General features: G+C 69.7%; 23 protein-coding genes. 5 read left to right on the top strand and 18 right to left on the bottom strand.

Annotated elements, in window-relative coordinates:
* Window positions 1-50 precede the first annotated feature (50 nt).
* Entirely contained in the window at window positions 51-1,664 is a 1,614-nt protein-coding gene (groL, locus tag J4Z35_RS11060) for a chaperonin GroEL (protein ID WP_074040285.1), read from the bottom strand.
* A 145-nt stretch (window positions 1,665-1,809) separates the two neighbouring features.
* Complete coding sequence (groES, locus tag J4Z35_RS11055; protein ID WP_006944132.1) at window positions 1,810-2,103, bottom strand: co-chaperone GroES; 294 nt, start codon at window positions 2,101-2,103, stop codon at window positions 1,810-1,812.
* Window positions 2,104-2,394: 291 nt separating this feature from the next.
* On the opposite strand from groES, the gene J4Z35_RS11050 reads away from it, so the two are divergent.
* Entirely contained in the window at window positions 2,395-3,654 is a 1,260-nt protein-coding gene (locus J4Z35_RS11050) for a class I SAM-dependent methyltransferase (RefSeq protein ID WP_074040369.1), read from the top strand.
* Window positions 3,655-3,967: 313 nt separating this feature from the next.
* On the top strand, window positions 3,968-4,738 hold the full coding sequence (locus J4Z35_RS11045) for a hypothetical protein (protein ID WP_062257890.1): 771 nt from the start codon (window positions 3,968-3,970) through the stop codon (window positions 4,736-4,738).
* A gap of 56 nt (window positions 4,739-4,794) precedes the next feature.
* On the opposite strand, the gene J4Z35_RS11040 is transcribed toward J4Z35_RS11045, so the two are convergent.
* The 9 genes from J4Z35_RS11040 to glmS form a co-directional block, all read right to left on the bottom strand.
* Window positions 4,795-6,639: a glycoside hydrolase family 3 N-terminal domain-containing protein gene (locus J4Z35_RS11040; protein WP_051806084.1), complete on the bottom strand. Its 1,845-nt coding sequence runs from the start codon at window positions 6,637-6,639 to the stop codon at window positions 4,795-4,797.
* Window positions 6,636-7,694, bottom strand: a complete 1,059-nt coding sequence (tsaD, locus tag J4Z35_RS11035; RefSeq protein ID WP_038569123.1) for a tRNA (adenosine(37)-N6)-threonylcarbamoyltransferase complex transferase subunit TsaD — start codon at window positions 7,692-7,694, stop codon at window positions 6,636-6,638. Before tsaD ends, J4Z35_RS11040 begins: the two co-directional genes overlap by 4 nt.
* A complete protein-coding gene (gene rimI / locus J4Z35_RS11030) occupies window positions 7,691-8,362 on the bottom strand; it encodes a ribosomal protein S18-alanine N-acetyltransferase (protein WP_038569126.1) in 672 nt (223 codons plus the stop codon). The genes tsaD and rimI overlap by 4 nt, the downstream gene beginning before the upstream one ends.
* Before the next feature lie 50 nt (window positions 8,363-8,412).
* Window positions 8,413-9,153, bottom strand: coding sequence for a tRNA (adenosine(37)-N6)-threonylcarbamoyltransferase complex dimerization subunit type 1 TsaB (gene tsaB / locus J4Z35_RS11025; protein WP_038569129.1), 741 nt, complete (start codon window positions 9,151-9,153; stop codon window positions 8,413-8,415).
* Window positions 9,154-9,402: 249 nt separating this feature from the next.
* Entirely contained in the window at window positions 9,403-9,891 is a 489-nt protein-coding gene (gene tsaE, locus J4Z35_RS11020) for a tRNA (adenosine(37)-N6)-threonylcarbamoyltransferase complex ATPase subunit type 1 TsaE (RefSeq protein ID WP_074040283.1), read from the bottom strand.
* A complete protein-coding gene (gene alr / locus J4Z35_RS11015; protein ID WP_062257879.1) occupies window positions 9,888-11,090 on the bottom strand; it encodes an alanine racemase in 1,203 nt (400 codons plus the stop codon). The genes tsaE and alr overlap by 4 nt, the downstream gene beginning before the upstream one ends.
* 291 nt (window positions 11,091-11,381) lie before the next feature.
* Entirely contained in the window at window positions 11,382-13,013 is a 1,632-nt protein-coding gene (locus tag J4Z35_RS11010; protein WP_083603883.1) for a bifunctional ADP-dependent NAD(P)H-hydrate dehydratase/NAD(P)H-hydrate epimerase, read from the bottom strand.
* Between the two features lie 77 nt (window positions 13,014-13,090).
* Window positions 13,091-13,441, bottom strand: a complete 351-nt coding sequence (locus tag J4Z35_RS11005; protein ID WP_038569133.1) for a holo-ACP synthase — start codon at window positions 13,439-13,441, stop codon at window positions 13,091-13,093.
* Window positions 13,442-13,600: 159 nt separating this feature from the next.
* Entirely contained in the window at window positions 13,601-15,454 is a 1,854-nt protein-coding gene (gene glmS / locus J4Z35_RS11000; protein WP_074040281.1) for a glutamine--fructose-6-phosphate transaminase (isomerizing), read from the bottom strand.
* 89 nt (window positions 15,455-15,543) lie between these two features.
* Here glmS and coaA point away from each other — a divergent pair, with 89 nt between their 5' ends.
* Entirely contained in the window at window positions 15,544-16,506 is a 963-nt protein-coding gene (coaA, locus tag J4Z35_RS10995; protein WP_006944139.1) for a type I pantothenate kinase, read from the top strand.
* Between the two features lie 150 nt (window positions 16,507-16,656).
* Here coaA and J4Z35_RS10990 read toward each other — a convergent pair whose 3' ends face one another.
* The 5 genes from J4Z35_RS10990 to mca all read right to left on the bottom strand — a co-directional run bounded on the left by J4Z35_RS10990 (window position 16,657) and on the right by mca (window position 20,888).
* On the bottom strand, window positions 16,657-17,073 hold the full coding sequence (locus tag J4Z35_RS10990; protein WP_074040280.1) for a hypothetical protein: 417 nt from the start codon (window positions 17,071-17,073) through the stop codon (window positions 16,657-16,659).
* A gap of 244 nt (window positions 17,074-17,317) precedes the next feature.
* Window positions 17,318-18,730, bottom strand: coding sequence for a PhoH family protein (locus tag J4Z35_RS10985; protein WP_074040278.1), 1,413 nt, complete (start codon window positions 18,728-18,730; stop codon window positions 17,318-17,320).
* Between the two features lie 162 nt (window positions 18,731-18,892).
* Window positions 18,893-19,657 carry an isoprenyl transferase gene (locus tag J4Z35_RS10980; RefSeq protein ID WP_006944141.1) on the bottom strand — a complete coding sequence of 255 codons (765 nt, stop codon included), beginning with the start codon at window positions 19,655-19,657 and terminating at the stop codon, window positions 18,893-18,895.
* Between the two features lie 77 nt (window positions 19,658-19,734).
* Entirely contained in the window at window positions 19,735-19,947 is a 213-nt protein-coding gene (locus J4Z35_RS10975) for a hypothetical protein (protein WP_006944099.1), read from the bottom strand.
* A complete protein-coding gene (gene mca / locus J4Z35_RS10970; RefSeq protein WP_074040276.1) occupies window positions 19,947-20,888 on the bottom strand; it encodes a mycothiol conjugate amidase Mca in 942 nt (313 codons plus the stop codon). Before mca ends, J4Z35_RS10975 begins: the two co-directional genes overlap by 1 nt.
* A gap of 80 nt (window positions 20,889-20,968) precedes the next feature.
* Here mca and J4Z35_RS10965 point away from each other — a divergent pair, with 80 nt between their 5' ends.
* Window positions 20,969-21,358: a DUF4307 domain-containing protein gene (locus J4Z35_RS10965; protein ID WP_006944133.1), complete on the top strand. Its 390-nt coding sequence runs from the start codon at window positions 20,969-20,971 to the stop codon at window positions 21,356-21,358.
* A gap of 208 nt (window positions 21,359-21,566) precedes the next feature.
* Window positions 21,567-22,058, top strand: a complete 492-nt coding sequence (greA, locus tag J4Z35_RS10960) for a transcription elongation factor GreA (protein WP_006944071.1) — start codon at window positions 21,567-21,569, stop codon at window positions 22,056-22,058.
* Window positions 22,059-22,169: 111 nt separating this feature from the next.
* On the opposite strand, the gene J4Z35_RS10955 is transcribed toward greA, so the two are convergent.
* The gene (locus tag J4Z35_RS10955) at window positions 22,170-22,514 is read right to left on the bottom strand and encodes a hypothetical protein (protein ID WP_038569143.1); all 345 of its coding nucleotides are present in this window, start codon (window positions 22,512-22,514) and stop codon (window positions 22,170-22,172) included.
* Entirely contained in the window at window positions 22,511-23,719 is a 1,209-nt protein-coding gene (locus J4Z35_RS10950) for a cystathionine gamma-synthase (protein WP_074040275.1), read from the bottom strand. Before J4Z35_RS10950 ends, J4Z35_RS10955 begins: the two co-directional genes overlap by 4 nt.
* Between the last annotated feature and the right edge of the window lie 37 nt (window positions 23,720-23,756).

Here is a 23,756-nt window from a genome sequence, read left to right as displayed (position 1 = left end):
GCGCATGCGCCCCGCTCAGACCGCCGCCGGAAGACGAAGCGAGGGAAGGATCAGTGGCTGTGGCCGTGGCCGCCGGCGGCGGGGGCCTCTTCCTCTTCCTTCTTCTCGACGACGAGGGTGTCGGTCGTGAGCACCATCGAGGCGATGGAGGCGGCGTTGGTGAGCGCGGAGCGGGTCACCTTGACGGGGTCGATGATGCCGGCGTCGACGAGGTCGATGTACTCGCCGGTCGCGGCGTCGAGGCCCTGGCCGACGGGCAGTTCGCGCACCTTGGAGACGGCGACGTAGCCCTCGAGGCCGGCGTTCTCGGCGATCCAGCGCAGCGGCTCGGCGATGGCCTTGCCGACGAGCGTGGCACCTGTCGCCTCGTCACCCTCGAGCGAGAGCGAGTCGAGAGCGGACGACGCGTGGATGACGGCCGAACCACCACCTGCGACGATGCCCTTTTCGATGGCCGCACGCGTGGCCGCGATGGCGTCCTCGATGCGGTGCTTCTTCTCCTTCATCTCGACCTCGGTGTGCGCACCGACGGCGATGACGCAGACGCCGCCGGCGAGCTTGGCGAGGCGCTCCTGGAGCTTCTCGCGGTCCCAGTCGGAGTCGGTGCGCTCGATCTCGGACTTGAGCTCCTTGACGCGGCCCGCGACGTCATCAGCGGCGCCAGCGCCGTCGATGATCGTCGTGTTGTCCTTCGTCACCTGGATGCGGCGTGCCTGGCCGAGCGAGTCGAGGTCGGCGTTCTCGAGCTTGAGACCGACCTCCTCGGCGATGACCTGGCCACCGGTGAGGATCGCGATGTCCTGCAGCATCGCCTTGCGGCGGTCGCCGAAGCCGGGGGCCTTGACGGCGACGACGTTGAACGTGCCGCGGATCTTGTTGACGACGAGCGTGGAGAGGGCCTCGCCCTCGATGTCCTCGGCGATGATGAGCAGCGGCTTGCCGGACTGCACGACCTTCTCGAGGACGGGCAGCAGGTCGGCGATGGCCGAGATCTTGCCCTGGTTGATGAGGATGTAGGCGTCCTCGAGGACGGCCTCCATGCGCTCGGGGTCGGTGACGAAGTACGGCGAGAGGTAGCCCTTGTCGAACTGCATGCCCTCGGTGTAGTCGAGCTTCGTTTCGGCGGTCGAGGACTCCTCGACGGTGATGACGCCGTCCTTGCCGACCTTCGCGAACGCCTCACCGATGAGGCCACCGATCGTCGCGTCCTGAGCGGACAGCGAGGCGACCTTGGCATAGTCGTCCTGACCGTCGACGGGGCGCGCGTTGGCGAGCAGCTGGTCATTGATGGCCGTGACGGCCTTGTCGATGCCGCGCTTCAGGCCGGACGGAGCAGCGCCCGCAGCGACGTTGCGCAGGCCCTCCTTGACGAGCGCCTGGGCGAGAACCGTCGCGGTCGTCGTACCGTCACCGGCGACGTCGTTCGTCTTGGTGGCGACCTCCTTGGCGAGCTGCGCGCCGAGGTTCTCGTACGGGTCCTCGAGCTCGACCTCGCGGGCGATCGTCACACCGTCGTTCGTGATCGTGGGGGCGCCCCACGCCTTGTCGATGACGACGTTGCGGCCCTTGGGGCCGAGCGTCACCTTGACGGCGTTGGCGAGCGCGTCGACACCTCGCTCGAGGGACTTGCGGGCGCCGTCGTTGAATTCAAGCGTCTTGGCCATGGTTCAACCTTTCGTTCGAAGGCTCCGCGCGGCGCGTGACGCGCGCGGCGGAAGAGTGTGGAGTGCGAGTGAGCGGAAAGGACGAGCCCGGCCCGGCCGTCAGACCTGAGCCGGGCTCGTCGTCACCTGCTGGCTCGACGGATCGTCAGGAGACGACCGCGAGCACGTCGCGAGCGGAGAGGATGAGGTACTCGGTACCGGCGAACTTGACCTCGGTGCCGCCGTACTTCGAGTAGATGACCTTGTCGCCGACGGCGACGTCGACCGGAACGCGGTTGCCGTGGTCGTCGATGCGACCGGGGCCGACGGCGATGACCTCGCCCTCCTGCGGCTTCTCCTTGGCGGTGTCCGGGATGACGAGGCCGGAGGCCGTGGTCTGCTCGGCCTCGACGGCCTTGACGACGATGCGGTCTTCGAGCGGCTTGATGTTGACCGACACGGTAGGACCTTCCCTTTCGCAGACCGCCCGATCTTCTCGGGCGGGACGGATGCTTTCGTTCCCTGGCCACACCACCCACCGGTGGCGGTGTGGCATGCATGTGGGCCGATATCGCCTCGCCGTCGCGGGGGTCGAGGGATGAGCTCACTGGCACTACCCAGGGGTGAGTGCTGGAACCGAATCTAGTAACGCCGTTGGCACTCGGTCAAGCCGAGTGCCAACTCGTTTCCGATGTTCGCCCACAGCGCATCGGGGGCTGCTCCGAGGGCCCCCGATGACACAATGGCGGCCATGGATGCGAGCGTCGTGCACGAGTTGTTCACCGACGACGGACGCGCGCTGCTCGCCTCGCTCCCGCCCTACGAGGAGAAGAACGTCGTCATGCTGACGACGCGGCTGCGCGCCGCAGGGCACTCCCCCGAGCTCGTCGCCGCCGCGCTCACCCAGTCCCGGCTGCGGGCCAGGGCCGTCGACAAGTTCGGTGATGCGGCGGCGTCGATGTTCTTCACCCCCGACGCCCTCGAACAGGCCACGCGCGCACCCATCGCCCGTCTGCACGCGCAGCGGTTCCTCGACGCCGGGGCGAGCCTCGTCATCGACGGTGGCTGCGGAATCGGTTCCGACGCCGTCGGATTCGCACAGGCCGGGCTCGACGTCATCGGCGTCGAAGCGGATCCGGAAACCGCGGCCCTGGCCGCCCAGAACCTCGCGTCGTTTCCCGGCAGTCGCGTCGTCACGGGGCGGGTCGAGGATGTCGCGGCTTCGCTCGACCAAGCCGGGGCCGCCTGGTGGTTCGACCCGGCACGCCGCACGCCCGGCGTCGCCGACATCCGCGGGCGCACGAAGCGCACGTTCTCCCTCGCGGCGCTGACGCCGACCTGGGAGCTGATCCAGCACGTCGCGGCCGCCGCCCCCGCGGCAGGCGCCAAGCTCTCGCCGAGCCTGGCCCATCACGACGTGCCGAGCGGCTGCGAGGTCGAGTTCGTCTCCTACGCCGGCGACGTCGTGGAGGCGAGCGTGTGGTGGGGCGCCGCCGTCCGCGACGTCGGCAGATCTGCCACGATCGTGCGTCCCCGACCGGGCGGCTCGAGGTCGTCCGGCGATCGCGTCCCGCCCGACGTCCTGCACGTCATCGAGGCCGACTTCGACGGCATCGACGCCGCGCCCGCAAGCCGCTCGTCACTCGGACCGTACTTCTACGAGGCCGACAAGGCGTTGACGCGCAGCGGCCTCGTCGGGGCGCTGCTCGACGCCACGGGCGGCCACGAGTTCACGCCCGGACACGGCTACGTCACGGCCGATGCGCTCGTCGACATCGGGCTGCTGGGACGCGCCTACCGCGTGCTCGACTCCGTGCCGCTGCACGAGAAGACGCTGCGCGCCTACCTGCGCGAGCGCGCCGTCGGCCGCCTCACGATCAAGAAACGCGACGTGGACGTCGACGCCGACGCGCTGCGCCGCTCGCTCAAGCTCAAGGGCTCGAACGCCCTGACGGTCGTGCTCGTGACGCTCAACGGCGAGCGCCTGGCACTCGTCGTCGAACCGCTGTGACGCTCGCCGCCCCGCCTCCCTGACGCCCCGCCCGCTGACGCATCCGTGAGATCGAGCGATGTGGGCGAGTCCGAGCACCACAGTGCTCGGACTCTCCCGTATCGCTCGATCTCGAGGATGGGCGTGCGAACCGTGACCTGACCGAGATCCACGCCCCAGCTCGGACGCACTTGAGCCGTCGATACTGACGAACATGCAAACGTCCGAGGCGGGCGCCCTCTCCGAAGACTCGACGCCTGTGCCACCTGCTCCTGCCGAAACCACAGGCCGACGACCGTCCGCGCCCGGGCGCAGCGGCACGGCTACCTGGCTGATGAGCATCGCTCTCATCCTCTGGGCAGTGTGGGCCGTCAGCATCCTCGCCTCGCCGATGCGTTCCGGCAGTGTGGCCGACGCGGCCAGCGCCCTGCAGCGGCACGACGACGTGCACTGGCTCGTCGTGCAGCGCCCCTCCGACGACGGCCCGAGCGGTCACTTCACGCCGGGCCTCGCCGACCCCCTCTCCCAGGAATGGCAGGATTCGCGTTTCACGACCCCGCGCGAGAACGGTGGCGACGGCGCGGGCACGCTCTCGTCGACGCAGGAGCAGCAGATCGCCTGGAGCGACAGCTCGGGGCTGCACGTGACGCGCGACTTCAGCGTCACCGGCTGGCGCACCGCCGAGGACGGCTGGCCCGACCCCGCGTCCAGCCCGTCGGCCGCCCTCTACCGATCGCTCGCGACCCAGGCTGCGTCGACGCGCGTCACGACGGTCCGCGCGCTCACGCCGCTGGGCACGATCAGCTACGCCGACGGCTCGGGCACCGTCGAGACCTACGGGGTCGTCATGCTGCTCAGCGTGCTGATCGCGCTGGGATCGCTGTACGCCCGCCAGCCCCGTTTCGGCACCCGTTGGAGCTGGTTCTGGATCTTCGGCTGCCCCATGGGCGTCGGCCTCGTGTGGTACCTGATGCGCGAGGGGTGGTTCGGCCGTTCCACGGCCCCTGCGCCCGATCAGCGACGTTCAGGCTTCGCCGGCTTCGCGGCGTTCGTCGGCATCAGCTGGGTGCTCGGTTCGCTCGTGCATGCTTGGCTGTTTCGCTGACGCCGTGTCAGCGGGCTCGCGCACGGGGCATGACGGTCCGCCGGAAGGCGGCACGCTCATCGACAGGCTGCAGAGCCCACCCCGTCCTTGCCGACGGCGACGGGCAGCGTCCCGCCGGCCTTGGCCTTGCCGGTCAGGACGTCCGCGAGCGCCGCGAACGTCGGCTGCGTCGAACCGTAGGCCGCGAGCCCGACGGTGTCGGAGCCGCGCAGAGCGAGCGGGTAGGGCGTGTCGAGGGCGATCTGCACGCCGCTGTCTCCGGCCTTGATCACTCCTGACGTGCCGGGCGACGTCGCCTCCGCTCCCCCGCCGGCGGACGATTCGCCGGCGTTGTACACGCCCCCTTCGAGCAGGTTCACCCGCGTGCCCTGCAGTCCGACGTCGACGCCACGGGCCTTCAGCTCCTTCGTCAGCGTCGCTCGATGTTCCGCCGTCCCCCCTTCGACCCGCACACGGCTCCCGACGAGGTCACGCCCGCAGCGCCCGCCGAGCTGGGTGATCGACGCCTTCGCGAGACGGCGCGCGTCGTCGTCATGGGAACCGCGCACCGACGCGTCGGGCGCACTGACGTGCTGGTGCCGCGTCGTCGCGACGATGCGCGCGGCGGATTTGATGAGCCGCTGGCGCGTCAGTGCTCCTGAGGCGACGGCCTTCTCGATCGCGCTCACCGACGCGCTCGCGTCGGCGGGCATGAGCACGACATCGGCTCCGGCCTCGAGCGCCGACACCGCTGCAGCGCCGCCGCGATCGAACTTCTTGACGATCGCGCCCATGTTCATGCCGTCGGTGACGATGAGCCCCTTGAACCCGAGCTTGTCGCGCAACTGGCCCGTGAGCACCTTCGGCGAGAGCGTGCTCGGCACGTTGGGGTCGACGTCCTTGACGACGATGTGCGCCGTCATGATGGCGGGCACGCCGGCCTTGCTCGCCGAGGCGAACGGCACCCAGTCGCGCTTCATGAGCTGCTCGACCGACTGAGCCTGGACGGCGTAGTCGACATGCGTGTCCGTCGTCACCGAGCCGTGGCCCGGAAAGTGTTTGATGACGGGCACGATGCCGGCCTGCTGGTAACCGGCGACCTGCGCGTTGACAGCTCGCGCGACGCGCTGCGGGTCGCTGCTCGGCGAGCGCACGCCGATCGTCGGGTCGCTCGGGCCGACAGTGACGTCCGCGTCGGGCGCGAAGTTCATCGTCACGCCGAGCGAACGCAGCTCCTGGCCTTCGTCCTTGGCGAGCTGCGTCGCGAGCGCCGCATCGTCGGCGGCGCCGTAGGCCATCGCACCCGGCAGCGGGGTGACGCCGGAGGTGATGCGGGTGACCGGACCGCCCTCCTGATCGATGCCGATGACGGCCGGCCACGACCGTCCGCTCTCCTTGACGGCGCCCTGCACCGCTTTCGTGACGGCCGGCAAGCCCGCTGACTCGTCCGTGGGGTTGCTCGGCACGTTGTCGCCCATGATGATGACCCCGCCGAGGCCATTGCGACGCACTGCATCGGCGGCCGCCTGCGGGCTCGTGCCCTGGTAGTACCCGACGATGACCTGCCCGGCGAGCTGCTTCGTCGTCAGCTTCGAGACGTCACCCGTAGCGGCGTCGAGCTCTGCCTGTGTCGGCAGGCCTGTGTCGGCCTGGGTGCGATTTCCGTCAGCCGGCGCCGATGCGCCGGCCGAACCGGACGCCTTCGACGATGCCGACGATCCGGACGATGACGCGGGCTTGCCGTCGTCCGACGAACTGCACGAGGCGAGCGTCATCGACAACGTTGCGGCGGCGACGACCGTCAGGCGGACGCGGCGTCGGCGGGGCGCGAGTCGGGCCTGGTCGGCGGCGAGAGCGACGCCCGCGGGGGCGACGTCAGGCGTGCCGGTAACAGGGGTGGTTGCGGGGGTGCGCGGGGTCATCCCATCACCTGTCCGATCGGCATGGAGGAGTCGGCGGGCACGGCGAGCGTCGACGGTGCGATGCCCTTCGCGACGAGGTGCGCGCCGAGCGTCGCGACCATCGCGCCGTTGTCGGTGCACAGGCTCAGTTTCGGCACGCGGATCGAGATGCCCGCCGACGTGCAACGCTGCTCGAGCACCGTGCGAAGCCGCGAGTTGGCCGAGACGCCCCCGCCGACCATGAGGTTGTCGCACTCGTAGTCGCGGCAAGCCATGACGGCCTTCTTCGTGATGACGTCGACGACGGCCTCCTGGAAGGACGCGGCGACATCGGCGACCGGAACCTCTTCCCCGGCAGCCTGTTTCGTCGCGACCCAGCGGGTGACGGACGTCTTGAGGCCGCTGAACGAGAAGTCGTACCGGTGCTTCTCGAGGTCCTTCTTCGTCGACAACCCACGCGGGAACGGGATGGCCTTCGGGTCGCCGTCCTTGGCCGCCTCGTCGATCGCCGGGCCGCCCGGGTAGGGCAGGCCGAGTACGCGCGCTACCTTGTCGAACGCCTCGCCGCACGCGTCGTCGATCGTGTTGCCGAGGCTGCGCACGTCCGTCGCGATGTCGGGCACGTAGAGCAGGTTCGTGTGGCCGCCGGAGACGAGCAGCCCCATCGTCGGTTCCGGCAGCGGGCCGTGCTCGAGCATGTCGACGGCGACGTGCGCCGCGAGGTGGTTGACGCCGTAGAGCGGCTTGTCGAGGGCGATCGACAGGGCCTTCGCTGCCGCGACACCGACCATGAGCGCACCGGCGAGACCTGGGCCGACGGTGACGGCGATCGCGTCGACGTCGGTGAGCTTGACGCCCGCCGTGTCGCAGGCGCGACTCAGCGACGGGATCAGCGCCTCGAGGTGCGCGCGGCTCGCGATCTCGGGCACGACGCCACCGAAGCGGGCGTGCAGATCCATCGAACTCGCAACCTCGTTGGCGAGCAGCGTCGTGCCGCGCACGAGGCCGATGCCTGTCTCGTCGCACGAACTCTCGATGCCGAGGACGAGGGGTTCGCGGGTGGCGGTGAGGCTCATCGGGTCTCCTTCAGGAGCTTGCGCAGGATGACGGCGTCGACGTCACCGGGTTGGTAGTAGCGGCGGCGCACGGTGAGGCGATCGAACCCGGCGCGTTCGTAGAGACGCAGCGCAGGGTCGTTGTCGGCGCGCACCTCGAGCAGCAGGGCTTCGGCGCCCGCGTGCGTGGCGGCTGTGACGAGGTGATCGAGCAGCCGACGCCCCAGCCCTGTGCCGCGCGCCTCGGGGGTGACGGCGATCGTCATGACGTCGGCAGTGCTGCCGGCCACGTCGAGCCCGGCGTAGCCGAGGATGTGTTCTGGGTGACCATTCGCCGAGACGTGAGGTGCGCCGTCGGTTCGCGGCATCGACGGTGCGCTTGGCTCGCGATCATCGGCGTCGTCCGGCGAGGCCTCTGGGGCGTGCGCCGTGCCGTCAGCCACGACGCGCTGCTGCGGCACAGCAGCGCCCACTGCGACGACGTACTGACGGCGCGGGCGTGCGGCGAACTCGTCCCACCACGTGCGTTCGCGCCACGCGTCGTGCTCGAACAGCTGCGCATCGAGGGCCGCGAGGGTCTCGATGTCGCGCCAGGTGGCGGGGCGCAGGGCGACGTCAGCACTCGCCGTCGCCGCGGCAGGCTGCGCAGCGGGCTCTGGTGACGGGGTGTGATCCGTGAGGCGGGCCACTGACGAATCACTCGATGGAATAGCCGACAAACCCTGCGGTGCAACGCTGTTCATCGACCAAGAACGCGCGCGATGGGTGCCGCAGCAGCGGGCACGGCGTCAGGGCGGCGCAGGTAGAGAGGTTCGGTGTCGAGCAGGCGCTCCCCCGCCATGACGCGTTCGTGCGCGACGATCGCGAGGTCGGCGGCGTCGACGTCGAGCAGCACCTCAGCCTCGCCTGCTCCCGTCAGGGCCGCGTCGCCGGACGTGTCGACAGCACCGGCCGCGGCTGCCCGCGTCGCGTCATGGAGAACGTCGGCGTAGAGCCTCGCACCGCGACCGACGGCGGGAATGTCACCGAGCTGTTCGGCGACCGCGGCGGCCTTGTCGACGGCCGGGTCGCCCGAGACGATCGGCCCACCGTCGAGGTCGTAATGCGCCCAGTAGATCTCCTTGCGGCGCGCGTCCGTCGCGACGAGCAGCGGACCGCGCATCCCGAGCGTCTGCGCACGATGCGCGAGGGCGTCGAGGGAGCACACGCCACCGATGGGCAGGTCGAGGGCGTACGCGAACGTCATCGCCGTCATGATGCCGACGCGCAATCCGGTGAACGGCCCCGGCCCCACGCCGACGGCGACGCGTGACAGGTCCCCGGGCGCCACGTCGGTTTCCGCGAACATCGCCTCGATCGCGGGTGCCAGGATCTCGGTGTGACGCCGCGCGTCGATCGTCGAGGTGCGGGCGACGACGTCACGCCCGTCGTGAAGGGCTGCCGTGACGGCGGAGGTGGACGTATCGATCGCGAGAAGCACCTATCCAGCTTATCGGCGGGACGCAACTCGCCTGACGAAGCTGCCGGCCGGCTGGGCGCGGAGGGCTCGCGTCGAGCAGCTCCGGGCGAGGTACCGGCCGACGCGGAACGCACACGTTGCCCGAGGCTGCGGCTGCGGCGCGGTCACGACCGCTGCACGAGAAATGTGCATCTGCAGGACGAATGTGCGTGACATTCCTCGTGCAGATGCACATTTCTCGTGCAGCGACGCAGGTGCTGGCTGCGATGCTCAGTCGGCGACGAGCCCCAGAGCCGCGACGAGGTCGATGTCCGCCCAGCGCGGCCCGGCCGTCTCGACGGTGACGGTGCGGTCGTCGAGCCCGGTCAACGTGAGGTGCAACCGGTCCTCGGACAGCCCCTCGGCCATCCCGGCGCCCCATTCGACGACGGTGACGGCGTCGTCGACGGACGTGTCGAGGTCGAGGTCGTCGAGTTCACCGAACCCGCCGAGTCGGTAGGCGTCGACGTGGACGAGGGCCGGCCCGTCACCCAGCGACGGGTGCTCACGCGCGATGACGAACGTCGGGCTCGTGACATCACCCCGCACGTTCAGTGCCGCACCGAGGCCGCGCGTCATCGTCGTCTTGCCTGCTCCGAGATCGCCCGTCATGACGACGACGTCCCCCGCGCGCAGCACACCCGCGAGCGCCGCACCGAACGCGGTCGTCGCGTCGGCGTCGGGCAGGTACTTGCTGCCGCGAATCACCAGGTCATTCACAGTCCGAGCTCCTTCGCCAGGCTTCCCGTATAGACGCGCGGCAGCCGCGTGCTCATGCGCGTGACGATCTCGTAGCTGATCGTGCCGGCGGCGTCAGCCCAGTCCTGGGCGCTCGGGCCCTGGGTGCCGTCGGACGCGCGCCCGAACAGCACGACCTCATCGCCGGCCGCGACGGCGGCGTCCCCGGCGTCGGTGACGATCTGGTCCATGCAGACGCGGCCGGCAATGGTGGTGCGCGCGCCCGCCACCAGGAGCGGGCCGACGTTCGACGCGGCGCGCGGCACGCCGTCTGCGTACCCGACGGGGATGTCGGCGAGCGTCGTCTCACGCGGCGTCGTGTACGTGTGGCCGTAACTCACGCCCTGCCCGGCCGGTACGCGCTTCGTCACCGTGACGTTCGCGGTGATCGACATCGCGGGGCGCAGCGTCAGCTCCTCGCTCGTCGCGAGGTCGGGTGCGGGCGAGAGCCCGTAGAGCGCGAGCCCGGGGCGGACGAGGTCGAAGCGCGCCTCTGGCAGGAAGAACGTCGCCGGCGAGTTCGACATGTGCCGCACCTCGAGTTCGAACCCGGCACTTTCACAGTCGGTTGCGGCGGAGGTGAACCGTTCGATCTGGGCGGTGTTCTCGGGGTGGCCGGGTTCGTCCGCGCGCACGAAGTGCGTCATCAATCCGACGACCTCGACGTCACCCGTTGCCTGAGCAGCCTTCGCAGCCTCGACGAGGCGCGGCCAGTCGTCCCCATAGGCGCCGTTGCGGGCGAGGCCCGTGTCGACCTTGAGGTGCACGCGCGCCCGACGCCCGACGCGGCGCGCCGCGGCAGCGATCCCGTCGAGTTCGCCGACGGACGGCGCCCCGAGATCGATGCGCGCCTCGATGGCATCGGCGAACGGTGAGCCGGGAGCGTGCAGCCACGACAGCACCGGAACATCGAGGTCGCCGGCGCCCTCGGCGGCCGCGCGACGAAGCGTCATCGCCTCAGCCAACTGCGCGACACCGAGCCACGTCGCGCCCCCGTTGACGGCGGCGCGGGCGCTCGGCACGAGACCGTGACCGTACGCGTCGCCCTTGACGACACCGAGAACGGAGGCGCCCTCGGCGCGACGCGTCATCTCGTTGGCGTTGTCGGCGATGGCATCGAGATCGACGACGACGCGCGCCGGCGCGTTGCCGAGCAGTGCTGGGGCGGCTGAGTGAGTCATGATGCGCCCATTTTCTCACCCACCCCGCCCGCACTCAGCACCCCGATCCCGCCCCAACGGCGATTCCCGTCCCCATCGGCGATTTTCGTCCACATTGAACAGACGTTGCCATGCCAGGTTCGAGGTGCGCCTGCAGCCGCCGTCACCACATGAATGTGGACAAGAATCGCCGATGGGGACGGGAATCGCGAAGGGGGACGCCGTTCGCCAATGGGCACAGGAATCGCGGATGTGGACGAAACTTGCAGAGGCGGACGCCGTTCGCAGGGCGGACGCGGTGGTGCACGGACGTCAGAGGCGGCCGGCGTGCAGGTCGTCGTCGAATCTCGTCTTGATCTCGACGAGCTCGGCGATGGCGCGTCCGACGTTCGAGGCGACGTCGAGCGCCCGCACCGGGCCGCCGGGGTTCGCCAGGTGCGCCGCCCGCCCGTGGATGTACGTCGCGACGCTGCATGCTGCCGACGCCTCGATCCCCGCTGCGAGCGCCACCCCGACGATGCCCGCGAGGACGTCGCCCGTCCCGGCCGTCGCGAGCCAGTTCGGCGAGCGGTTCTCGACGAAAACAGCCCGGTCGTACGCGATGCCATCGGCTGATCGTTGCGCCGGACGCGCGATGACGGTCGCGCCGCCCTTGAGCAGCACGACGTATCCCGTCTCGTCGGCCATGCGACGAGCCCACCGCACGGGGTCGGCTTCGACGGCCTCACGCGTCACGTCGTCACCGTCGTCGGTGATGCCGAGCAACGCCAGCGCTGACGCGAGTTCCCCCGCATGCGGCGTGATGACGGTGACGCTGCCCTCGGGCCGCTCGATCTCGTCGAGCCATGTCAGCGCGCCGGCGTCGATGACGACGGGAACGGCCTCGCCGAGCACCTCTATCGCGCTCTCGTAGCGTTCGGAGTTCTTCTCGCGCTCGCTCACGCCATCGATGCCGGAACCAACGACCCAGGCCTGCACCCGGCCCATGCCGTGGACGGCCTCGGGGACGGCGGCGAGCACGAGGTCGGACGGACGTGACGGCCCCACGTACCGCACCATGCCGGCGCCGACCGTCGCGGCCGCCACCGTCCCGAGTACCGCCGCACCGGGAAACGCGTTGCTGCCCGTCGCCATGCCGACGACGCCGCGCGTGTACTTGTGGTCGTGCGGTCCAGGAATCGGCCAGCGTCCCGCGTACTGCTGCACGCTCCATCGCAGCGCATCGGTGCTCAGACCGTCGAGCTCGGCGAGCCCGATGTCGACGACTACCACCTCACCCGCCGCGCGTGGGTCGAGCAGCATCGACGTCTTGAGTGCTCCGAACGTCACCGTGCAGTCAGCCGTGATGCCAGGTGTCGGGCAGTCGACGGCGACGACGTGCGTCTCGCGCCCGATCGCCCGTACGGCGGATGCCCACGGCGCCGCGTCCGAGTCGTCCTCGCCATGCGAGCCGCTCGAGCCCCGCGAGGCGCGCGCGCCGATGCCCAGAATGCCGTCGACGACGAGGTCCGCGGCCGTGATGGTCTGCAGCGAGCGTGGCCCGTCGCAGTGTTCGCCACCGCACTCGCTGTGCGGCCCCTGCGGGTGCTCGATGACGTCGAGACCCGCGTCGCGCACCGCGGCGAGACCCTCCTCGTGCGCCTTGCCGGCGACGAGCACGACGTCGGCACGCACTCCGAAGTCGCGCGCGAGGTCACGGGCAACGAACAGCGCGTCACCGCCGTTGTTCCCAGGCCCGACGAGCACGACGACGCGCTCAGCGCGCAGCCTGCGCACCTCATCGGCGACGACGCGCGCCACCGCAGCGGCAGCGCGCTGCATGAGCGTGCCGCTCGTCAGCAGCTCGCCGCTCGCCTTCTCCGCCTCACGAACCCACGTCACCGACGCCGTCCGCAGCAGGTCGTCACCGTCGAGCCGCCCGACGTACTCGATGTCGTTCTCCATCGTCATGCCTCCTCGCCCGACGGCCGACGCGAAGCCACCGTCGCCCCAGCTGCCGTGACCCGTAGTGCAACTCATCGTCATGCCTCCGCGATGACGACGGCCGACGCGATGCCACCGTCGTGAGTCAGCGAGAGGTGCAGAGCGTCGACACCGAGGTCGTCCATGCGGGAGGCGACCGTCCCGCCCGTGCGCAGGAACGGTTGCCCCTGCGCGTTGGTGTCGACCTCCGCGTCCTGCCAGCTCATCCCGGGCGGCGCGCCGAGCGCCTTGCTCAACGCCTCCTTCGCCGCGAACCGGGCCGCGAGCGAGCGCACGTGCAGATCACGCTCCAGCGGTGTGAACAAGCGCTCACGCATTCCCGGCGAGCTTTCCAGTGTCTCGGCGAACCGGTCAATCTCGACGACGTCGATGCCCACTCCCACGATCATGCGTTCAGTCAATCACTTGTCGCCTCGAGACCGCGCCCCCGAGCAACACGGCGCCGTCGTTGACGAACGGGTCGATCGGGTCTCGCGACGCAGGTCGCCGGCACACGACGGGGCGCCCCCACACGATGGTGGGAGCGCCCCCGTCGGCGCCGGCGCACGTCACTCCACGGTGACGCTCTTGGCCAGGTTGCGCGGCTGGTCGACGTCGAGGCCCTTGGCCGTCGACAGTTCGAGGGAGAACACCTGCAGCGGCACGATGGCGAGCAGCGGTGCGAGCAGCGGAGCCGACTTCGGGATGCGGATGACCTCGTCCGCGAACGGCACGACGGCTTCGTCGCCCTCCTCCGCGATGACGAGCGTACGTGCGCCGCGCGCACGGATCTCCTGGATGTTGGAGACGACCTTGCCGTGCAGACCGTGCGGCGTGTCGGGTCCGGGCACCACGATGAACACCGGCTGCCCGGCGTCGATCAGCGCGATCGGGCCGTGCTTGAGCTCACCGGCGGCGAAGCCCTCGGCGTGGATGTAGGCGAGCTCCTTGAGCTTGAGCGCACCCTCCATCGCGATCGGGTAGCCGACGTTGCGGCCGAGGAACAGCACCGAGCGGGTGTCGGCCATGAAGCGGGCGATCTCGCGGGTGCGCTCGAGGTGGCCGAGCACCTCCTCGATCTTGGCCGGCATCTCCTGCAGCTCACCCATGACCTTGGCCGCGTCGTCGGCGTACGTGCCGCCGCGCAGCTGCGCGAGGTAGAGGCCGAGGATGTAGCAGGCCGTGATCTGCGCGAGGAACGCCTTCGTCGAGGCGACCGCGATCTCCGGGCCGGCGTGCGTGTAGAGCACGGCGTCGGACTCGCGCGGAATCGTCGCGCCGTGCGTGTTGCAGATCGACAGCGTGCGGGCGCCGAGCTCCTTGGCGTGCTTGACGGCCATGAGCGTGTCCATCGTCTCGCCCGACTGCGAGATCGACACGACCAGCGTGCGCTCGGAGACGATCGGGTCGCAGTAGCGGAACTCGTGCGCGAGCGACACCTCGACCGGGATGCGCGTCCAGTGCTCGATCGCGTACTTGGCGACCATGCCCGCGTACGCGGCCGTGCCACACGCGACGATCGTGATGCGGCCGATGGCCTTGAGGTCCTCTTCGGAGATGCGGATCTCGTCGAGCGTCAGGCGCCCCGCCTCGTCCGTACGGCCGAGCAGCGTGTCGCGCACCGCGTCCGGCTGGTCGAAAATCTCCTTCTCCATGAACGTGTCGTAGCCGCCCTTCTCGGCGGACGCCGCGTCCCAGTCGACGTGGAACGTCTTGCCCTGCGCCGCGGAACCGTCGAAGTTGCGCACCTCGACGGCCTCGGGGGTGATGACGACGACCTGGTCCTGGTCGACCTCCATCGCCTCCTTGGTGTACCCGATGAAGGCGGCGACGTCGGAGCCGAGGAAGTTCTCGCCCTCACCGAGGCCGATGACGAGCGGCGAGTTGCGGCGCGCCGCGACGACCTGGTTCGGGCTGTCGGCGTGCACGGCGAGGAGCGTGAACGCGCCCTCGAGACGGTTGACGACCTCGAGCATCGCGGCCTTCAGATCGCCCGCGTACGCCTTCGCGAGAAGGTGCGCGACGACCTCGGTGTCCGTCTCGGACGCGAACTCGACGCCGTCCTCGAGCAGCTGCGCGCGCAGCGGGTGGAAGTTCTCGATGATGCCGTTGTGGATGAGCGCCAGCTTGCCGTCCGTGCCGCCACGGTGCGGGTGGGCGTTCGCGTCCGTCGGGCCACCGTGCGTCGCCCAGCGCGTGTGACCGATGCCGGTCGCACTCGCGGGAAGCGGGTGGTTCTCCAGCTCGGCGCGCAGGTTGGCCAGCTTGCCGGCCTTCTTCGCCGTCGAGACGTGATCGCCCGTCACCAGGGCGATGCCGGCCGAGTCGTAGCCGCGGTACTCGAGGCGGGCGAGGCCCTCCATCACGACGGCCTCAGCGCGCTCGTCGACCTTCGAGCCGACGTATCCAACGATTCCACACATGCGATTCAGACTACCGGCACGCGCGCGCCGCCCACGAATCCCCGAACGTTCACGAACCCGTCCCCGCACGGACTTGGCACAATGACACCGTGACCCGCGCCCACCACCCGCCGCTGCCGAGCCCCTACGTCGAACTCACCCGAGCCGACTGGGCCCGCCTGCGCGACACCCACCCCATCGACCTGACGAGCGACGACGTGCGCCGCCTCGCCGGGCTCGGCGAACGCATCGACCTCGCCGAGGTCGAGGACGTCTACCTTCCCCTGTCGCGCCTGCTCAACTTCTACGCCGCCGCGACGCAGAACCTGCACCGCACGACGACGGACTTCCTCCAGGAACGCCCCGCCAAGACGCCCTTCATCATCGGCGTCGCCGGCTCCGTCGCCGTCGGCAAGTCGACGACCGCCCGCGTCCTGCAAGAACTGCTCGCGCGCTGGCCCGACACGCCCCGCGTCGAACTCATCACCACCGACGGCTTCCTCTACCCCAACGCCGAACTCGAACGCCGCGGCATCATGGACCGCAAAGGCTTCCCCGAGAGCTACGACCGACGCGCCCTCGTCCGCTTCGTCGCCGAGGTCAAGGGCGGCAAGGCGGAAGTCGAAGCGCCCGTCTACAGCCACCTCGTCTACGACATCGTGCCGGACGAGAAGATCGTCGTGCGCCAACCCGACATCCTCATCGTCGAAGGCCTCAACGTCCTGCAACCACCTGTCTCGACGCCCGGGCAACCCACCCGCTCGACGCTCACCGTCAGCGACTTCTTCGACTTCAGCGTCTACGTCGACGCCCGCGAAACCGACATCCGCGAGTGGTACATCAACCGGTTCCTGCGCCTCCGCGAAACTGCGTTCGCCGACCCCGACTCCTACTTCCACCGCTACGCCCGACTCGACGACGACGAAGCCGTCACCCTCGCCACCCGCATCTGGGAGAGCATCAACCTGCCCAACCTCATCGACAACGTCCAACCCACCCGCGGCCGCGCCACCGCCATCCTGCGCAAGAGCAGCAACCACGCCGTCGACAGCGTCAAACTGAGGAAGCTGTGATGTCCCTCGCCGCCATCACGCAAGGTTGCCTGCGCAATGAGCGGTCGGCGAGCGGGACGTCAGAGCAACTCGCGCACCTGCACCGGCGCGTACCGATGCGGCCGTCAAGCTGGTGGTCTGCGGGCAAGGCGGTCCTGCACCCCTGACGGGTCAGTGGGTGCGGGCGTGCTCGTCGGAATCGAAACGGTCGCGGACGTCGTCGCGCTCGAAGACCTCGTCGTCCTGGTCGAAGGCCCCGTGGCGGCGCTCGGCCGCGTCGAAGTCGTCATCCAGATCGTCGAGAGTGTCGAAGTCGTCGCGCGACTCCTCATCCGGGTGACGACGGCGATCCGCCGCCCACAACGCCATCCAGACGACGGCGAACAGCGCCGCCACCGCGAGACCCGCGAGCAAGCCACCCCCCGCGCCGAACAGGAACTGCGAGCCGACGCCCGTGCGCTTGCTCTCCCCGAACTCCGGCGCCGCACCCGACGACGCCTTCCCGGCACTGACCGCGGCGAAGACCGTCGCGACGAACGCGACAACCCAGTACGCGATCCCGAAGAGCTTGTTCTGGACGAGACGCACGGTCGAGCCTTCCTCACGATCGGTGACCCGCCACCTCCCCGCGGCGGATCGTCGAAGCACACGCTACCCAGTCACGAGCCCACTGCGCGCGCGCCACACCGACACCGCCGCCACCGGCTCACATCGGACGCAGCGGGCACGCGGCCAGACCCCGTCAGGCCCCACGCGTCGGCGACACGATCAGCCCACGCGCCGGCCGTCAGTTCGCGAGCACCGGCGCGACGATCAGCCCACGCGCCGGCCGTCAGTCCGCGAGCACCGACGTCACGAGCGCCGCGATCGGGCTGCGTTCCGACCGCGTCAACGTCACGTGCCCGAACAGTGCGTGCCCTTTAAGCTTCTCGACGACCGCGGCGATGCCGTCATGGCGCCCCACCCGCAGGTTGTCGCGCTGCGCGACGTCATGCGTCAGCACGACGCGCGAGTTCTGGCCCATGCGCGACAGCACCGTCAGCAGCACGTTGCGCTCCAACGACTGCGCCTCGTCGACGATGACGAACGCGTCGTGCAGCGAACGCCCACGGATGTGCGTCAGTGGCAGCACCTCGAGCAGGTCGCGCGCGATGATCTCGTCGACGACCTCCTTGCTCACGACGGCGCCGAGCGTGTCGAACACCGCCTGAGCCCACGGGCCCATCTTGTCGTTCTCACTGCCCGGCAAGTATCCGAGCTCCTGGCCGCCGACGGCGTACAGCGGGCGGAAGACGATCACCTTGCGGTGCGCGCGACGCTCCATGACCGCCTCGAGGCCCGCGCACAGCGTGAGCGCGCTCTTGCCGGTGCCGGCCTTCCCGCCGAGGCTGACGATGCCGACGTCGAGGTCGCTCAACAGGTCGATGGCGATGCGCTGCTCGGCGGAGCGGCCGTACAACCCGAACAGGTCGCGGTCGCCGCGCACGATCTTCACCACGTTTCCCGGCATGACGCGCCCGAGCGCCGAACCGGACGCCTCGCCGTCGGCGCTCAGGATGACGCCGGTGTTGACGGGCAGATCCTCGAGGCCGTCGAGCGTGACGCGCCCCGTCGCGTACAGGGTGTCGATCTCACTCGCGTCGACGCTGCGTTCGACGATGCCCGTCCACCCCGAGTCGGGCACCCCGTCGGCGCGGTACTCATCGGCCGACAGCCCGGTTGCGGACGCCTTGATGCGCATCGGCAGGTCCTTGCTCACCACCGTCACGTCGTTGCCCTCGGCCGCGAAGTTGGCGGCGACCGCGAGGATGCGCGAGTCGTTGTCACCGAGTCGGAAACCCGCGGGCAGGGCGGCGGGGTCGGTGTGGTTGAGTTCGACGCGCAGCGTGCCGCCATCACCGATCGGGACGGGGTGGTCGAGGCGGCCGTGACGCACGCGCAGGTCGTCGAGCAGGCGCAGGCACTCACGCGCATAGTAGCCGAGCTCGGGGTGATGACGCTTGGCCTCGAGCTCGGTGACGACGACGACTGGGAGCACGACGTGGTGCTCGGCGAACCGGGTGAACGCGCGCGGGTCGGACAACAGCACGGACGTGTCGAGCACGTACGTCTTGACGCGCTGGGCGACGGCGGCGTTCGTCGTCGCGCCGTCATCGGTTCCGGGCCTGAGGCCCGATTCGAGCTGGGTGGTCGAGGTGAGCGCGCCCGCGGCGCCCTCCGTCGTGAGGGTGTCCGCCAGGGTCATCGTCGATTCCTCGGGTCACGGGTGCGAACGCGCCGGCCGGGCGCCCGCGAGGAGCCGTCGTGCACCCCTCGTCCTCGACGCTAACGGCGGCGCCACCGCAGGTCGGCGGCCAGCCTGAGAAGCCTGCATGAACTTCACGTGAATGGCCGCCGCAGCGACGCGTCACGACCCGAAACGACGCTCGCGTTCGGCGTAGGCGCGCAGCGCGCGCAGGAAGTCGACGCGACGGAAGTCGGGCCAGAACGCTTCGCAGAAGTAGAACTCGCTGTGCGCCGACTGCCACAGCAGGAAGCCGCCGAGGCGCTGCTCCCCCGAGGTGCGGATGACGAGATCCGGGTCGGGCTGGCCCTTCGTGTAGAGGTAGTCGCCAACGCTGTCGATCGTCAGACGCTGCGCGAGCTGCGTCATGTCCTCACCGCGCTCGGCCGCGTCGAGCAGGATGGCGCGGAAAGCGTCGACGATCTCCTGACGCCCGCCGTACCCGACGGCGATGTTGACGACCATTCCGTCGCCGTCCTGCGTCGCGCTGACGGCGTTCTCCAGCCGGGTGCGCGTCGCCTCCGGCAGCAGCCCGAGGGCGCCGACGAGGTTGAACCGGCGGTTGCCGGCTGCGGAGAGTTCGTCGACGACGTCCTCGATGATGGCGAGCAGTGGCGCGAGCTCGGTCTCGCTGCGCTTGAGGTTGTCGGTCGACAGCAACCACAGCGTCACGACCTCGATGCCGAGCTCCTCGCACCACGTGAGCAGCGGTTCGATGTTGTCGGCGCCCGCCTTGTGACCGTGCGCGGTGTTCGCGCCCCTCTTCTTCGCCCAGCGACGGTTTCCGTCGAGCATGAGGCCGACGTGACGCGGGAGACGCTCGGGAGGCAGGCCCTTGACGAGTTGGCGCTCGTAGGCGGTGTACAGCACGTCGCCCGGTCCGCGCATGGCTGCCTCCTCGTGGTGTGGCGCTGGGTTGACGATAGCAACGCCGGAGCAGGTGGCCTGCCCCGGCGCCGCGACGATCAGTGCTGTGCGCTGCCGATCGGGTCGTCGTCCCCTCGCGGCGCGGAGTCTGCTTCGCGTGCGCCGACGCTCTGCTCGCGTTCGGTGAACGTCATCTTGCGCAGGTGCGTGTTCATCGAACGGAACAGGAACCAGCACGCGAGCGCCAGGCCGAAGAGCACGAGGAAACCCCAGATGCCTGCGGTGACCTCGACGGATTCGTTGCCGCCCATCAGTGTTCCTTCCGTTCGACGACGTCGTCGATCACCATTGTGACAGCGCCGCTCGTCGCGAGTGCATCCGCCTGCTCGGGTGATCCGAGCCCGGCGAACAGGTCGTCCTCGTCCGGGGTGAGCGGCACCGCGCTCAGTGCGAGGTCCCATTCCTCTGTCGGCCACGCCTCGCCCTGCTCGCGCGCGTCGAGCGCGAAGAACATGCCATCGGGGTCGATCTGCGTCGCGTGGGCGAGCAACGCGCGCGAGCGCACGTCGAACCACTCATCGCAGCGCACCCGCGTCGTGACGCGCCCCTCGGGCCGGTCGCTGCGGCGCTCCAGCCATTCGGGGTACGGCGAATCGCGCCCGTCCTTCACGAGGGCCTCGTGGTAGGCGCTCAGCTTCGCGCGGGTGAAGGTGCGGTCGTAGTAGACCTTGAGCGGCTGCCACGGCGCACCGGCGTGCGGGTAGGCGTCCGGGTCGCCCGCCGCGCGAACGGCGGCGATCGTCACGACGTGCGTCATGATGTGGTCCGGGTGCGGGTAACCGCCGTTCTCGTCGTACGTCGTGACGACGTGGGGGCGGCGCTCACGGATGACCCGTACGAGCGCCTCTACGGTGATGTCGAGCGGCTCCAACGCGAAGCATCCGTCGGGCAGCGCCGGCAGCGGGTCCCCCTCGGGTAGACCCGAATCGACGAAGCCCAGCCAGACGTGCTCGAAGCCGACGACCTCGCGCGCCTTCGCCATCTCCGCGCGACGCAGCGCGACGAGGTCACTCTTGACCTGCGGGTCGTCGACGAGGCGCGGGTTGAGCACGTCACCACGTTCGCCGCCGGTGCAGGTGACGACGGTGACGTCGTCCCCCTCGGCGAGGTAGCGCGCCATCGTCGCTGCGCCCTTGCTCGATTCGTCGTCGGGGTGCGCATGCACCGCCATGAGCCGGAATCCGCCTGCCACCTGACACCTCGTATCGTGAGACCTGTTGAACTGCTCCGCAGGCGAACCCGCGAAGCACCCATTGTGACAAAGGAGAGCGAGTGCCCCTCGAACGCCCACGGGCCGAACAACGCAAGTGGTGGATCATCGGCACGCTCGGCGTGGTCCTCATGACGGCGTTCTGCATCTGGTTCGGCATCCAGTGGACGTCGAACACGGTCACCGCGAACCAACACGGCTTCAAGGTGCTCTCCGACGATCGCATCCAGGTGAGCTGGGACGTCATCCCCAGCGACAAGGACAAGCCGGTGACCTGCACGCTCATCGCGCTCAATGACCGCCGCGATGTCCTCGGTTCGAAGTCGGTCTCGCTCAAGCCGAGCCCCTACGACTCGACGACGTACACCGACGTCGTGCGCACCACGTCGCGCGCCGTCTCGGGCACCGTCAAGGAGTGTCACTACACCGGCGAGAAGGCTCAGGCCGAGTGACGTCGCGGCGTCGATGCCGCGGCACACTCTGTCGCTGACGACGCGCGCAAGAGCCGTCGACGACGTGCGTTCTCGCGCCATGGCGCTAGAATGGTGGTTTCACCTGGGCTGAGACGCGCACCGCCGCCGGCGGACACCGCAGCGTCTTGGCCTTGTTCTTTCGTGCGGGAGACCGTGCGAGACCCGAAAGCACAGCAAGGAGAAGACCGTGAGCGAGACCACCACCTCCTCCAGCTTCCTGACGCAGGACGCATACGACCGTCTCTCGGCGGAACTCGAGCACCTCAAGGGAGAGGGCCGTTCCGACATCGCGAAGCGCATCGAAGCCGCGCGCGAGGAGGGCGACCTCAAGGAGAACGGTGGCTACCACGCCGCCAAGGAGGAGCAGGGCAAGATGGAGGCCCGCATCCGCCAGCTCGAGTCGCTGCTGCGCGACGCCGTCGTCGGGGAGGCACCGAAGGACAACGGCATCGTCGACTCCGGCATGGTCGTCACCGTCGAGATGTTCGGTGACACCGAGACGTTCCTGCTCGGCAGCCGTGAGATCGCCGGGGACGCCGACATCGACGTCTACTCCGAGCAGTCGCCGCTCGGTGAGGCGATCATGGGCAAGAAGGTCGGCGAGGAGACCTCCTACGACGCCCCGAACGGCAAGACGATCGAGGTCAAGATCGTCGACGCGAAGCCGTACGCCGGCTGACGCATCGTTCGGCACGACACGAAGAGGGCAGCCCCGTGGTGGGGTTGCCCTCTTCGTGCATCCGACGCGACGCGTGCGCCGGCTCCGGTGTGCGCGGCCGGCTGGTCCGCCTCAGACGGTGCCAGTCGTCACCTGCGCCGCGACGGAGATGGCCAGCAGCGCGCTGACGCCGAGCAGCAGCCAGCCCCAGACCCATTCGGCCTGGGCCGGCCGTGGCCGACGCAGATCGGTGCGCGGGCCCCGCGCCCCGAGGTGGGCGACGACGTCGGCCGGAGGCTCGGGGCGGTCCTGGTCGAACGGGCCGCCCTGCGTGTCGGCCCACCACCGCTCCGCCCGCGTGATGCCGGCCTCGTCGCGCGCCCACGCGGCGCGCGCCGCCCGGGCGCGACGCAGCAGGTACAGCGCCGCGACGAGCGCCACGCCCGCGAGGACGAGGCGCACGACGACACCCGTCATCGCGTGGAGTCGAGTGCGTTTCGCAGGTCGGCGACGAGGTCGTCGGCCTCCTCGATGCCCACGGAGAGACGGATGAGGGCGGCCGGTACCTCGAGGTCCGTGCCGGCGACGGAGGCGTGCGTCATCCTCGCCGGGTGCTCGATGAGCGACTCGACGCCGCCGAGGCTCTCGCCGAGGGTGAAGATCTTCGTGGCATTGCAGACCTCGAGCGCGCGCTCCATGCCGCCGGCCACCTCGAAGCTCACCATGCCGCCGAAGCGTTTCATCTGCTTGACGGCGACGTCGTGGCCCGGGTGCGAGGCGAGGCCCGGGTAGTAGATCTTCGTGACGTCATCACGGCTCGCCAGGAACTCGACGATCTTCTCGGCGTTGGCGCAGTGACGCTCCATGCGCACCGACAGCGTCTTGAGACCGCGCAACGTCAGCCAGCTGTCGAACGGACCGGAGATGGCGCCGATCGCGTTCTGGTGGAAGCCGATGCGCTCCGCGGCGTCTTCGAACTCGGGCACGCCGATGTTCTTCGCGACGACGACCGCTCCCCCGACGACGTCGGAGTGGCCGCCCGAGTACTTCGTCGTCGAGTGCACGACGATGTCGGCGCCGAGCGCGATCGGCTGCTGCAGGTAGCTCGAGGCGAACGTGTTGTCGACGACGAGCAGTGCGCCCGCCTCGTGCGCGACGGCCGCGAGCGCCGTGATGTCGGCGATGCCGAGCTTGGGGTTGGTCGGAGTCTCCACCCAGATCAGCTTGGTCTTGTCGGTGACGGCGGCGCGCACGGCGTCGACGTCGGCGATGGGTGCCGTCGAGTACTCGACGCCCCAGCTCTTCGTCACCTTGTCGACGAGGCGGTAGGTGCCGCCGTAGGCGTCGGTGGGGATGACCATGTGCTCACCCGGGCGCAGGATCGAGCGGATGACGGTGTCCGAGCCCGCGAGACCGGAGGCGAACGCGAAACCCTTGGCGCCGCCCTCGAGAGCGGCGATGCACTCCTCGAGCGCCGTGCGCGTCGGATTGGCCGAGCGGCTGTACTCGTAGCCCTCACGCAGACCGCCGACGCCGTCCTGCTTGTAGGTCGAGGTCTGGTAGATGGCCGGAACGACCGCGCCCGTGCGCGGGTCGGGCTCCTGCCCCGCGTGGATCGCGCGGGTCGTGAAACCGAGGGTCGAGAGGTCGGAGAGGTCTGCGTTCTCGTTGTCGTGCGTCATGCCGACAAGCCTAGTGCTGCGCACCGGCAACCCCGAA

This window comes from Dermacoccus sp. NHGro5 (assembly GCF_017565385.1).
Lineage (GTDB): Bacteria > Actinomycetota > Actinomycetes > Actinomycetales > Dermatophilaceae > Dermacoccus > Dermacoccus nishinomiyaensis.
The sequence above is the reverse complement of the archived record's forward strand: the minus strand, read 5'-3'. Positions and strand labels throughout refer to the sequence as shown.